The organism is Gilliamella apis (assembly GCF_002142155.1).
Lineage (GTDB): Bacteria > Pseudomonadota > Gammaproteobacteria > Enterobacterales > Orbaceae > Gilliamella > Gilliamella apis.
Map to the genome: position 1 here is coordinate 43,647 of NZ_NASD01000001.1, position 13,801 is coordinate 57,447.

A 13,801-nucleotide genomic window follows, 5' to 3' on the forward strand; every position below is an offset into this window, starting at 1 on the left:
AAGAAAAAAGCCTATATTGGCCTATACTTTATCTTTAATATTAATTTGCTCATCTTTTTGTTGGCAAAAAACAGGCCTAATTTTTAAATAACCTCATAACAGCCCGTGATATTACGGGCTTTATCGATCAGGTCATATCAGGAGTATGGCTTCATATTGCCATTTTTTCTAAAGGTGGTTAAAGAATTTTAATATATAGCAGATCTCCTCTTCAGGAATGGTAATTTTATATTTTTCTTCGAAGACAACTAATTCATCTTTAATAATTGAATATTCATTCCTATACTTACGAATATAATTTTGTTTATCAATAAATTTAACCTTGCTCTGCTCGCCATTAATTATCTGTTCAAGCATACAAGCAATATGCATAACCAGTCCAATCAAAGTATTATTTGATACTCTAATATTAAATTTACGGGTTATATTTTCATTAAAATGCTTAATATCGGTTAGTAAATCGCGTGGTTCAATATTGGATAAAATATTCGAAAGTGTTTTTTCGATTAAAGAGTAAATGGTTTCAATATCAATTAATTGCTGTAATTTCTTAATATTGTCCGGATAAATTAATGATGTTAAATCGAATTGGCTTATTGAAGTATTAAAGTTAAATGGGCTCACTATAGCAACAATCGTATGGCTTTGCTGAATTTCTTCGATTTCTTTAAATAATTTATCATCTTCGTGAGATAAACTAAGTGCAATAATGTCTAAGATATTTTGTCGATATGAAAGTACATTATTTAATAAATCTATGGTGATATTGGTACTTTTATTCGGCACATTAATAATTAAAATGGCTAATTTTTTATTAACTAAACTCTCTTCTTGCGGTGCTGATACTAATGGTGCTTGATTAAGCATATGAATTTGTAAGACATTCTCATATACTTCTTCTAAGCAATATCCATTCATTGCATTTTGAATTGCCTCAATCACATGTAAAGTACTAACCAGTTGAATTGTTTTGGTTTTAATATTACATTTTGCCTCTATCTCTTCACCAAAATTTTTCAAAGATCCCATATCAACCAGTAATAGCATGTCTGATTTATTTTTAGTTAATTGAATATGGTTAATAATTTTTTCGAGAATTTTTTGTGGCAATTCATCAAGTGGCACATCAAAAGCAAGTGCATATTCAATGTTAAGTAAGTCATGTGCTGTTTTCGTGATTGACGTTGCGGTTTTATCTCCGTGAGCAATAACGACAATTTGCACATTATTTGAAGGTAAAATAGGATTATTAGTACCATATATAAAAAACATGGCCAGATAAGCAGCTTCATCAATGGGCAGTGTCGTATCCATAATGTGTTCAATCATTGTGAGACAATCAAGTGCAGCATTAAATTGATTTGGATAATTCGTTCGGATTTTATTTAATTGCGGATGACTAATCTTTTGATTGCTATTTATTCGCTTTAATGTCTGTTCGATATGGTTAGCTAAACTATAATAAATACGATTATTAAAGCTGCACTGTAAACTGTTTTCAGCCTGTTCAATTAAGGCTTCAGTTAAACGTAATACTTTAGTTGAAATTATATTTTTCAACTTATTCTTATCATATTTTTTAGTATTATTATAAATATAGGTATAAAAATAATCCTGAATCTCTTGTTCAATTTCTTCTTCGAGTTCGAAATTTCCCCTACCTTGTGTTTTTAATTCAGCGATTTTTCGATTTACGATATCGTAGATATCATTAGATTTATTATTTTCATATAGGATCTTATTATCTTCTCCCTGAAATATAATATTTTTTCGATTAATACCAATGATTTTATTCCACGTTTGGCGATGTTGTGTTTCAATCAATAATGCTTCACTGATATGATTTGGTAATAGAGCACTATTAATATAAATATACTCTGAATTACTGTAGGAAATATGTTTGGCATAGGCGGCTGCACAAATGAAACGAATATCAGCTTCAAGTTGCCCTATATTATTAGGGCAGTTATAGCCTAACAAAGCGCGAAGGGCATTACTTGATACGACAATTTTTTCTTTTAATTGTGCCGATTCGGTATTAAAGAAATTTTGAATTAGATTAAATCTTTCCTCAAAAGTTCTTGCTCTTAAAGGCGGAATGGTTAAATTCATAGGAAAGCGACGAGTAAATGTACGCAATAATGCTGAATTCGGATCTTCTGTCGTTGCGGCAATAATGCGAACTTGTGCTGTTCGTTCTACGGTATCACCTAGTCGTCTAAAAAGGCCTTTATCAATAAAAGTAAAAAATATTTCTTGTCCTTCTGGTGGTAAACGGTGAACTTCATCTAAAAATAACAGTCCGGTGTGCGCCTTTTCAACTAAACCTTCACGATCATCGATTGCACCACTATAGGCACCTTTTTTACAGCCGAATAATTGGGTTAAAAGTAATTGTGGATTTGAAGCGTAATCAGCACAATTAAAGTGGATAAATGGCGCATCAGGACTAATTTTATTGACACTTTTAGCATAGTTATAAATCAGTTCGGCAAACAGTGATTTTCCAACTCCTGTCTCACCAGTAATTAAAATATTCATACCATGAGGAGGATAAAATATAGCTGCTTTAGCTTGTTCAATCAAGGTATGCAAACTGGTGCTAGATTCGATAAAATTTTTGAATTCACCAAATTTGAAATTTGGTTTGTTTTCGGTTTTTATCGAAGATTTAGCAATAGAATATTTGACTGGTTTTCCTTTATCTTTAACCACTTTTCCTTGCTTAATAAGCTGATTTAATTCGTGGCTAACATTTGCCCGAGAATAATTCAGTAATGTGGCAAGTTTAGAAGTAGTAACTCCTTCACTGTTTTTTAGCGTTAATTCCTGTAATTTTTGGAAAATAATCTCAATTCTTAACATTTCACATCCTAATGTGTTTTAGCAAATCTATTCCTTAATGTGTATTAAAACACATAAAAACACATTAGTAACTTAAAAAATTAATTATTGATTATTTTTAATTTATTTTGTTTTGGCACGGTTATTGCTGTTATTTATTACATGAAATATATAAAACTGAGGAAAAATTAATGAATGAGTATGAAGAGATTGTAATGCAACTAATTACCAATAGCGGTGATGCAAGAAGTCGCTGCCTAAAAGCAATTAGGGCTGCTCGTAAAGGTAATTTTGAACAAGCCGATAGTTTAATTGAAGAAGTAAAAAAATTTTTAGCTATTGCGCATAAAACACAGACTGAATTAATTCAAAACGAGATTCAGGGTAATCATATTCCAGTTTCGTTACTGATTATTCATGCTCAAGATCACTTAATGAATGCAATTTCAATGCGAGACTTAGCCATTGAAATTATAGAAATATTAAAAGATAAATAATTAAAGGGGTAATTAATATGACTTATAACATTATGCTAGCTTGTATGGGTGGATTCTCTACCAGTATGTTAGTCAAAAAAATGAAAGAGTCTGCGGAAAAGATCGGTATTGATGTCAATATTAATGCAGTAAGCGAAACTGAATTAGATCAATATGATGATCTGGACATTATTATGTTAGGACCGCAAATAGAGTATATCTATGAAAACTTAAAAAAACAGTATGACATCCCGATAGTGGTTATTGATTCTCTAGACTATGGAACGATGAATGGTGAAAAGGTATTAAAAACAGCCTTAGAAATTTTAGAGAATGGAATCAGCTAATAAGAGAGATTTTATTATGATAAATAATAAAGAAACATTAATGAGTTTTAGAGCAAAATTGCAAAAAGTTATTGGCTCTATTCAATCAAGCTATTCTGTGCAAGCTGTTTCAAGTGGCATGATGATGCTATTACCGGTCATGATGGTAGGCTCGATTGTTGCGGTTTTAAATAGTTTAAATATAGAATCTTATCAGGCAGTATTAGTGGCAACAGGATTGAAATCCGCTTTTAAAGTTGCTTCAGTAGTCACCATGAACGTGATTTCACTCTATGTCGTAGTGGCTATTGCGTATAAGATGGCAGAATTACATAAAAAAGATGGTATTTTAGCTGCATTAATGGGGCTAATGGCTTTCCTTTTTATCACTCCAATGAAAACCAACGGTATTGCAGCCATTGATCTCTTGTATGTTGGTTCAAGAGGAATGATTGTTGCGATGTTAGTAGGATTATTTGCTACACGTTTTTATATTTTCTTACTTAATCGTAAACTAACGATAAAAATGCCTGAGTCAGTACCTGATTTTGTCTCAAAATCTTTTTCCAGTCTTATTCCCGCATTTATTATTGCCTTAGTCTTTGCTCTAATTAATGCGTTAGTTGGTCTTACCGAATTTGATAATGTACATAATTTAATTTATTCCATAATTCAAGTACCGCTTCAAGGCTTAGGTGCAAGTTTAGCAGCAGCGTTATTAATTGTATTTTTAGCGGAATTTTTATGGTTCTTTGGTATTCACGGTTCAATGGCGACTTCGGCTATCTTATATGCCTTATTCTATCCTTTTGATATCGCTAATTTAGAAGCATTTCAAGCAGGTCAGGCATTACCATTTATTGTCACAATGACATTTATTAATGCACAAAAAGGACCGCGTTATTTGGCATTATCTATTTTATTAGTACGCTGTAAGAGCCAACAAATGAAAAGTTTAGGTAAGATTGGCTTTATACCTGGTTGCTTTGGTATTAGTGAGCCTTATAAATTTGGTTTACCTATGGTATTAAATCCAATTCTATTTTTACCGTTGATTTTTGCTGGAACAATTAATGTGGGCTTATCTTATTTTGCTACATTAATTGGTATTATTCCTCGTGTTAATGGTATGCCTCTACCAACGGCTGGAACGCCTGAAATTATTAAAGGATTTATGATTGGTGGTTGGCAAATGGCAATATGGCATGTGGTATTGTTAGTTGTTGCTATGTTAGTTTACTTTCCATTTGTTCATTACATGGATAAACAAAAACTTAGTATTGAACAAGCGGCAACGGAGAAATAATAGATGCACAATAATATTATAGTTAATGCAGTTGAACGATTATTACCAAACCGTGTGCGTCTAAGTTGGCAATCACCACCAAAGTCGCATGAGGTAAAAATTTATTTGAGTGATAGTGCTGATATAAAAAATGCAGAAAAAACTATCCTTACCCAAACAACACAATCAAGCATTGATTTAGATATTCTTGATGATAGGCGTTGCTATTTTATCCTTGATATTAATGGTCAAAATTATGTGACAGCTGAACGTGTTCTACCATTGGAAGGTGCAAATAATTTTCGTGATATTGGTGGCTATAGAACTGGTGATGGTAAAACTGTTAGATGGGGTTATCTTTATCGTTCAGATCATTTACATAATTTGACAGATAAGGATATCGCATATTTAAATACCGCAAATTTTCATACTATTATTGATTATCGTAATGAAAAGGAATACAGCAAACAACCCAATCGCTTGTGGAATAATCAGCTAAATACACTTCGTTTAATTCCCGATGCATCTTCAGCAGAATTAGCTGCTAAGGCTAGTAATGATCATGAAAAAATACAGGAACTCATTAGTTTAAGTCAAAGCAAAAATGGCAAAATGGTTATTGATGGTTCTGGGCTAATTATGCAAGAACAAAATCGTGATTTTATCCGTAATCCTGAAACCGCCAAAATATATAGAGAACTTGTTGATATTATTTTAGATAGCCGAAACTTAGCGATAGTACAACATTGTCGAGGAGGTAAAGATAGAACCGGTTTCGGTATAGCTATTATATTAGCTATTTTAGGTGTTGATGAACAAACTATATTATTAGATTATGCAATGACAAGTGAATTAAGGTATTCGCGTAATATGCGTAGAATGGAGAAATATAAAAAAGAGACCGATAATGCTGAAATATTAGCTTTTTTGTATTCTATGATGGAAGCGCGTAGTAGTTACCTTGAAGCTGCATTTGATGAAATGCGTACAAGATTCGGCTCAATTGCGGAATATTTAACTAAAGCGTTAAAAATAACAGAAAGCGAGAGAGAAAAGATAAAACAAAATTATCTCTATTAAAAAAATTAACCCAGTATTAAACTGGGTTAATCTAATTTACACTATTTTATACTCTGTAAATTACATTTTAGTAGTAAATGTACGAGCAATAACGTCACGTTGTTGTTCAGCAGTTAGTGAGTTAAAACGAACTGCATAACCAGAAACACGAATTGTTAATTGTGGGTATTTTTCTGGATGTTGTACTGCATCTTCTAATGTTTCACGACGAAGTACGTTTACATTTAAATGTTGACCACCTTCAACTTTAATTGTTGGTGCTACATCTAATGGAACTTCACGATATTCGAATTGACCAAGTTCCGCAGTTGGGACGATTTGATCTTCTTTGTAAACTGATTTTGCAGCAACACAACGAGCTTCTTTTGTTGAATCATCTAACAACCAGAAAGAGTTAAGTAGTGCTTGATTGTCTGCTTTAGTAATTTGGATACCTGTAATCATTTTTAAATCCTCCTAATGGATCTGGACCTTATTGTCCTAAACTATTTATAAGTAATATAGCACTTTCAAAATTTGATTAAAATCAAAAAAAGCTATTAATCTAATAAGTTTTACCGTTGATCGTATAGGTTTACTCAATTTTTGCAAATAACTTTATATTTATTAAAAGGTAATCTTTTATTGTCACTTGCAATTTAAGTGATATTTTGATGATCTTATATTAAACAAGTTATTTTTATGCGTCTTTTTATTCATTGAACGCTTATTTACTGTTGAATGAAGAGTACTTTTCTCATCATTGATTATCAGTAGGTTTATTGGTATTTTTAGGTATAATTAATATCATCAATAAATCCAGTGTTGAACTAGATAAAACAATTGTAAAGGTCAAATATGAGTAATCAATTAACATGGAATGATGTTATTGGCTCTGAAAAAGAGAAGCCCTATTTTCAACATATAATGCAGTTTGTGGCAACGCAGCGTGCACAAGGTAAAATTATTTACCCACCCCAGCACGATGTATTTAATGCTTTTCGCTTTACTGCATTTAGTGATATTAAAGTAGTGATCCTAGGGCAGGATCCTTATCATGGCCCAAATCAAGCTCATGGCTTATCCTTTTCTGTATTACCCGGAATCAAACCGCCTCCCTCGTTATTAAATATCTATAAAGAGTTAGCAACTGATATTGAAGGATTCACGATACCTAATCATGGCTATTTAGGCTATTGGGCTACTCAAGGTGTCTTATTACTCAATAACGTATTAACGGTTGAAGCAGGTCAAGCTCACTCTCATGCCAAAATAGGTTGGGAAACCTTTACTGATCATGTTATTGAAGCGATCGATAAGCATTTACAAGGTGTCGTGTTTTTACTTTGGGGGTCACCTGCACAGAAAAAAGGTCAATTTATCGATCGTCAAAAACACCATGTGTTAACGGCGGTACACCCATCACCATTATCGGCTCATCGTGGATTTTTTGGTTGTAAACACTTTTCAAAAGCCAATAATTTTATTTTACAGCATGGTAAAACGCCTATCGATTGGCAACCACGATTACCGGAAAAAAGTTAATGAGTAGTAATAAGAAACGCCGTCCAGGTTTACAGGAAATTGCTAATTTAGTTGGGATCAGCAAAATGACAGTAAGTCGCTTTTTGCGAGATCCTAAGCTTGTATCAGAATCACTTCAATTACAAATATCATCAGCTATTGATAAGCTCGGGTATATTCCTAACAAAGCTCCTGATATGTTATCAAATGCCAAAAGTCATGCTATTGGAGTTGTATTTCCCTCGTTAACTAACCAAGTTTTTGCTGATATTTTAAAAGGTATTGAGATGGTTTCCGATGTGCAAGGTTATCAAACCATGATCACTCACACCGGATATAACGCTGATAAAGAAGAGTTACGAGTCCGTTCTTTGCTGTCTTATAATATTGATGGATTAATTTTGACCGAAAGGATACATAATCCAGCTACCTTAAAGATGATTGAAATTTCAGGTGTCCCAGTAGTGGAAATTATGGACAGCGTGTCGCCTTGCATTGATATGGCGGTTGGATTTGATAATTTTACGGCTACAAAAAATATGATTCATCGCATGATAAATAAAGGACGACGTCACATTGTCTATTTTAGTGCAAGACAAGATCAACGTAGTATCATTCGGCAACAAGGATATGAAAAAGCCATGCAAGAGGCAGGATTAATGCCTAAAACATTAGCCACTAAAGAAGCCTCATCTTATGATTTAGGGGCGAGATTTTTACATCAGATATTAAAGGAATATCCATGTGTTGATGGTATTTTTAGTACCAATGATGATTTGGCTTTAGGTGTATTACTTGAATGTCAGCGTATTGGTATTGAAATACCTAAACAAATAGCGATTGTTGGTTTTCATGGCCATAAAATTGGCCAGTATATGAATCCTAAATTAGCTTCCATTCATACGCCAAGAATTGAAATGGGAAAAATTGCTACGGAATTACTCTTGAAACGTATAAATGGTGAAAATATTGCTGAAAAGGTCATCGATTTACCTGTTGAATATCTTGATGGTGAAAGTTTGTAATTAATTTTAAAATATTTTCTAAAATTTATATCATTATCAAGTTATAGATTCGGTTTGGATGGATTTCAGGTTTTCATGATTTGATATCTATGCTAAAATTGCCTCTCAGTGGTTATTTATACCTACTAATTAGATCATCAAAGAATAACACTGAGGCCCCCATGAAAATTGTTGAAGTAAAACACCCTCTAGTTCGCCATAAAATTGGCTTAATGCGTGAACACGATATTAGCACAAAAGATTTCCGAAACCTTGCCAGTGAAGTTGGTAGTTTATTAACTTATGAAGCAACCGCTAACTTACCAACAGAAACCGTAACCATTGAAGGTTGGTGTGGCCCTGTGCAAGTAGAACGTATTAAAGGTAAAAAAATTACTGTTGTTCCTATTCTACGTGCTGGTTTAGGTATGATGGATGGCGTATTAGAACACATACCTAGTGCAAGAATCAGTGTTGTTGGTTTTTATCGTAACGAAGAAACACTTGAACCGGTTCCTTATTTCCAAAAACTCACTTCTGATATTGAAGAACGAATGGCGTTAGTTGTTGATCCAATGCTAGCAACCGGTGGTTCAATGGTGGCAACTATTGATCTACTTAAGAAAGCTGGTTGTAAAAATATCAAAGTGTTGGTTTTAGTTGCTGCGCCAGAAGGTATTAAAGTATTAGAACAAGCTCATCCTGATGTTGAACTTTATACGGCATCAATTGATGAAAGATTAAATGATAAAGGCTATATTTTACCTGGGCTAGGCGATGCCGGAGACAAAATATTTGGCACGAAATAAAATCTCAATTTTTAGACCGGTTTATCCGGTTTTTTTATGTCTGCTATTTAATAATTAATTTGCTATTAGCAAAAAGAAGTTTAAGAAGAGAGGAAAACGTGGTTAAAATTAATAATAATGAAATTAAAAAAGATACTTCACCATTAAAACCTGATTGGCAAGATATTTTTACTGGTGCTCAAATGCTGTTTGTCGCTTTTGGTGCTTTAGTATTAGTACCACTGTTAACTGGTTTAAATCCAAATGTAGCATTATTTACAGCCGGTGTTGGTACATTGTTATTTCAACTTGCAACCAAAAATAAAGTACCGGTGTTTCTAGCTTCTTCTTTTGCTTTTATTGCACCAATTTCTTTTGGTGTAGCTCAATGGGGAATACCGGCAACTTTAGGCGGATTGGTTGCTGCTGGTTTGGTATTTATGTTTTTTGCTTTTCTGGTCAAAATTAATGGTAATAAAGTTATCGATCGGATTTTACCACCGGTGGTGACCGGGCCAATTATTATGGTGATTGGTTTATCATTAGCTCCCGTTGCAGTTAATATGGCTATGGGTAAAGATAGTGGACTTCAAGCCGAAAACTATCAACTTATTATTATTTCCATGGCTTCTTTGTTAACCACTTTAATTGTTGCTATCTGGGCAAAAGGCTTTTTTAGATTGGTTCCGATTATTGCCGGTATTGTGGTTGGATATGCTCTTTCATGTGCTTTTGGTATTGTCAATTTTCAACCGGTTATTGATGCCCCATGGTTTAAAGTACCTGATTTCACATTTCCCGAGTTTCAGTGGCAAGCTATTTTATATATGATTCCTATTGTCATTGCTCCAACTATTGAGCATGTGGGGGATATTATGGCAATCGGTGCTGTAACAGGTAAAGATTATACTCGTGAACCTGGTTTACAACGGACATTGTTGGGTGATGGATTGGCTACTACAACAGCAGGATTTTTTGGTGGGCCACCATGTATTACTTATGCCGAAGTAATTGGTGCGGTAACCTTAACCCGCAATTTCAAAACACAAGTAATGACATGGGCTGCAATCTGGGCAATCTTAATGTCTTTCATTGGTAAAATAGGGGCATTTTTAAGCTCAATTCCAACTGTCGTAATGGGTGGAATCATGGTGCTGTTATTTGGTTCAATTGCTTCGGTTGGTATTAATATTTTAATTAAACATAAAGTCGATCTTTCTATATCACGGAATATGTGTATCGTCTCGTTAGTACTAGTATTTGGTATTGGTGGCATGATCTTCGATTTTGGTTCTTATGCATTACAGGGTATTAGTTTATGTGGGATTCTAGCCATTGTGTTAAATTTAATCTTACCGCAACAAACTAAAACCAATAACTAAGATAAACATTCTGGCCGTTAATCATGAAATCGATTAACGGCTAATCATATTTCCTTTTTTTACTACTCTATAATATCTCTACGTTTTACTTAATAAATAATTATTTTAGTCAGCAAGTACTAACTTTTATAAAAAATATTAAGAGTACATTGATCAAATTCTAATTTTAAGCGTTAGGATTAACTTAATAACTATTATTTTTGCATAATAAAATAGATTTGATTTACCGTATGTTGTTTACAAACGTAAGTGAGTAATAACTTCCAAATAGTAAAGCTATTTTAAAAAAAATTGAGGAAAGGGGTTTTTGAAAAATAAAAAACTCACTTATTTCTCAATAAGTGAGTTTGGTTTAATAGTAAGTAACAACCGTTATTTAATTGGACGCATTGTTGGGAATAAAATGACATCGCGAATAGTATGACTATTGGTAAATAACATTACAGTTCTGTCAATACCGATCCCTAGGCCTGCAGTTGGTGGTAAACCATGTTCTAATGCAGTAATGTAATCTTCATCATAGAACATTGCTTCATCGTCACCAGCATCTTTTTGTGATACTTGATCGGCAAAACGTTGCGCCTGATCTTCTGCATCATTAAGTTCTGAGAAACCATTACCAATTTCTCGTCCACCGATGAAAAATTCAAAGCGGTCAGTGACAAATGGGTTTTCATCATTACGACGAGCCAGTGGTGATACTTCAGCTGGATATTCGGTGATAAAAGTTGGTTGTATTAAGTTAGCTTCAGCAACTTCTTCGAAAATTTCAGTTACAACTCGACCTAATCCCCAGCCTTTTTCTACTTTGATACCCACATCTTTGGCAATTGCACATGCTTTATCAAAATCATCTAAATCGGCATTATTCGTTTCTGGACGATAATGACAAATTGCTTCACGCATTGTCATTTTGATAAATGGTTTTCCAAAATCAAATGTATGCTCGCCATACTGTACAACTGCATCACCCGTTACTGCGATAGCTAAACGGCGGAATAATGCTTCGGTTAATACGATCAAATCTTTATAATCGGCATAAGCCATGTACATTTCCATCATTGTGAATTCTGGATTATGTCTTGGTGATACGCCTTCGTTTCGGAAATTCCGGTTGATTTCAAAAACACGCTCAAATCCACCAACAACTAAACGTTTTAAGTAAAGTTCTGGCGCAATACGTAAGTACATATCTAGATCAAGCGCATTGTGATGAGTGATAAATGGTTTAGCTGATGCCCCACCAGGGATAACTTGCATCATTGGTGTTTCGACTTCCATAAAGTGGTTTTCAAGCATAAAGTTGCGAATTTCAGTTACCACTTTAGAGCGAGCAATAAAGGTATCGCGTGATTGTTGATTAGTAATTAAATCAAGGTAACGTTGACGATAACGCATTTCTTGATCGGCTAAGCCATGGAACTTATCTGGTAATGGACGTAGTGCTTTTGTTAATAAGCGAATTTCTTGACAATGAATTGAAAGCTCACCTGTTTTGGTTTTGAATAAATAACCTTTAGCACCAACAATATCACCAAGATCCCATTTTTTAAACTGTTCGTTATAATAATTTTCTGGTAGATCATCACGAGTGACATAAAGTTGGATTTGTCCAGTCACATCTTGTAGTGATACAAATGATGCTTTTCCCATAATACGGCGCATCATCATGCGACCAGCAACAGTAACGATAATTTTATTTTCGATTAGCTCTTCGTTAGTTTTATCATCATACAATTTATGAAGATCGCTTGAAATTGCGTCACGACGAAAATCGTTTGGGAAAGCAATGCCTTGTTCGCGAATTGCAGCTAGCTTTTCACGACGTATTGTAAGCTCGTTGTTTAACTCTTCAATATGGTTTTGTTGCTCTTGCTGTGTTGACATAATATTACCTTTTATTTATCACCAAACAGGGTTATAAACCTGCTTTTAAGCTTTCTTCAATAAATTGATCTAAATCACCATCTAAAACGGCTTGAGTATTACGGGTTTCGACGCCGGTACGTAAATCTTTAATTCTTGAGTCGTCAAGTACATATGAACGGATTTGACTACCCCAACCAATATCGGATTTATTTTCTTCCATCTGCTGTTTTTCGGCATTCTTTTTCTGAATTTCCAGCTCATAAAGTTTCGCTTTGAGCTGCTTCATCGCTTGATCTTTATTACTATGTTGAGAGCGATTGTTTTGACATTGAGTCACAATCCCTGTTGGCACATGGGTAATACGAACAGCAGATTCAGTTTTATTAACATGCTGACCACCTGCACCAGATGCGCGATAAACATCAATACGTAGATCGGCAGGGTTGATATCAATATCAATATTATCATCAATTTCTGGATAGACAAATACTGATGCAAATGATGTATGACGTCGGTTACCTGAATCAAATGGACTTTTGCGTACTAAGCGATGAACGCCAGTTTCGGTACGTAACCAACCATAAGCATAATCACCAGATACCTTAATGGTGGCCGATTTTATGCCGGCTACATCACCATCTGATACTTCCATCACTTCGGTACTAAATCCTTTTGATTCAGCCCAACGGAGATACATTCTAAGTAGCATTTCCGCCCAATCTTGTGCTTCAGTGCCACCAGATCCAGATTGGATATCTAAATAACAATCAGCACTATCATAATCACCTGAGAACATTCGACGGAACTCTAAACCAGCTAGTTTTTTTTCTAATTGTTCTAGTTCTAGACTTGCTTCATCGAAAGTATCTTGATCTTCAGCTTCAACAGCAAGTTCAAGCAAGCCTTCAACATCATCAAGTCCTTGATCTAATGAATTAATGGTATTGATGATCTCTTCAAGCATTACTCGTTCTTTACCTAATGCTTGTGCTTTTTCTGGATCTGCCCAAACTTCCGATTGTTCTAATTCAGCATTGACTTCCTCAAGACGTTCTTTCTTGAGATCGTAGTCAAAGATACCCCCGAATCACATCTGTTCGCTCGGTTAATTCGGCTATTTTCGATTTGATAGGATTAATTTCAAACATATTATGCTGTTTTGTTAATTTTTTAAGTTTTTTAATTAATCCTACATTGTAACGGATTTAAGTATAACTTAGCAATTACCAATTTGTTTACATCAT

Annotated in this window: 12 protein-coding genes; 8 read left to right on the plus strand and 4 right to left on the minus strand. The window is 34.1% G+C overall.

Annotated features, from left to right (window positions below):
- Positions 1-168: 168 nt before the first annotated feature.
- A complete protein-coding gene (locus tag B6C84_RS00225) occupies positions 169-2,865 on the minus strand; it encodes a sigma-54-dependent transcriptional regulator (RefSeq protein WP_086353722.1) in 2,697 nt (898 codons plus the stop codon).
- A 170-nt stretch (positions 2,866-3,035) separates the two neighbouring features.
- Here B6C84_RS00225 and B6C84_RS00230 point away from each other — a divergent pair, with 170 nt between their 5' ends.
- Genes B6C84_RS00230 through B6C84_RS00245 form a run of 4 tightly spaced genes read left to right on the plus strand, consistent with a single transcriptional unit; the run spans position 3,036 to position 6,011 of the window.
- Positions 3,036-3,341 (plus strand): PTS sugar transporter subunit IIA, encoded by a 306-nt coding sequence (locus B6C84_RS00230; RefSeq protein ID WP_034902898.1) that lies wholly within the window; start codon positions 3,036-3,038, stop codon positions 3,339-3,341.
- Positions 3,342-3,358: 17 nt separating this feature from the next.
- The gene (locus B6C84_RS00235; RefSeq protein WP_065651389.1) at positions 3,359-3,667 is read left to right on the plus strand and encodes a PTS sugar transporter subunit IIB; all 309 of its coding nucleotides are present in this window, start codon (positions 3,359-3,361) and stop codon (positions 3,665-3,667) included.
- 16 nt (positions 3,668-3,683) lie between these two features.
- The gene (locus tag B6C84_RS00240) at positions 3,684-4,952 is read left to right on the plus strand and encodes a PTS sugar transporter subunit IIC (protein WP_165755127.1); all 1,269 of its coding nucleotides are present in this window, start codon (positions 3,684-3,686) and stop codon (positions 4,950-4,952) included.
- Between the two features lie 3 nt (positions 4,953-4,955).
- Positions 4,956-6,011 carry a tyrosine-protein phosphatase gene (locus B6C84_RS00245; RefSeq protein WP_086353724.1) on the plus strand — a complete coding sequence of 352 codons (1,056 nt, stop codon included), beginning with the start codon at positions 4,956-4,958 and terminating at the stop codon, positions 6,009-6,011.
- Between the two features lie 60 nt (positions 6,012-6,071).
- Here B6C84_RS00245 and grcA read toward each other — a convergent pair whose 3' ends face one another.
- Positions 6,072-6,455 (minus strand): autonomous glycyl radical cofactor GrcA, encoded by a 384-nt coding sequence (gene grcA / locus B6C84_RS00250; RefSeq protein ID WP_034902904.1) that lies wholly within the window; start codon positions 6,453-6,455, stop codon positions 6,072-6,074.
- A 393-nt stretch (positions 6,456-6,848) separates the two neighbouring features.
- Here grcA and ung point away from each other — a divergent pair, with 393 nt between their 5' ends.
- The 4 genes from ung (at position 6,849) to B6C84_RS00270 (ending at position 10,688) form a co-directional block, all read left to right on the plus strand.
- On the plus strand, positions 6,849-7,535 hold the full coding sequence (ung, locus tag B6C84_RS00255) for a uracil-DNA glycosylase (protein WP_065577924.1): 687 nt from the start codon (positions 6,849-6,851) through the stop codon (positions 7,533-7,535).
- A complete protein-coding gene (gene gntR / locus B6C84_RS00260; RefSeq protein WP_065614755.1) occupies positions 7,535-8,539 on the plus strand; it encodes a gluconate operon transcriptional repressor GntR in 1,005 nt (334 codons plus the stop codon). The genes ung and gntR overlap by 1 nt, the downstream gene beginning before the upstream one ends.
- Positions 8,540-8,700: 161 nt before the next feature.
- Entirely contained in the window at positions 8,701-9,327 is a 627-nt protein-coding gene (gene upp / locus B6C84_RS00265) for a uracil phosphoribosyltransferase (RefSeq protein WP_034902911.1), read from the plus strand.
- A gap of 122 nt (positions 9,328-9,449) precedes the next feature.
- The gene (locus B6C84_RS00270; RefSeq protein ID WP_065651417.1) at positions 9,450-10,688 is read left to right on the plus strand and encodes a uracil-xanthine permease family protein; all 1,239 of its coding nucleotides are present in this window, start codon (positions 9,450-9,452) and stop codon (positions 10,686-10,688) included.
- A 372-nt stretch (positions 10,689-11,060) separates the two neighbouring features.
- Here the strand turns inward: B6C84_RS00270 and lysS are convergent, their stop codons facing one another.
- Both lysS and prfB read right to left on the minus strand, forming a co-directional pair.
- Positions 11,061-12,575, minus strand: a complete 1,515-nt coding sequence (gene lysS / locus B6C84_RS00275; protein WP_086353725.1) for a lysine--tRNA ligase — start codon at positions 12,573-12,575, stop codon at positions 11,061-11,063.
- 31 nt (positions 12,576-12,606) lie between these two features.
- A protein-coding gene (gene prfB / locus B6C84_RS00280; protein WP_108720917.1) for a peptide chain release factor 2 occupies positions 12,607-13,705 on the minus strand; the annotation gives its coding sequence in 2 pieces (ribosomal slippage) (positions 12,607-13,629 and positions 13,631-13,705; 1,098 coding nt in all).
- Positions 13,706-13,801: the final 96 nt, after the last annotated feature.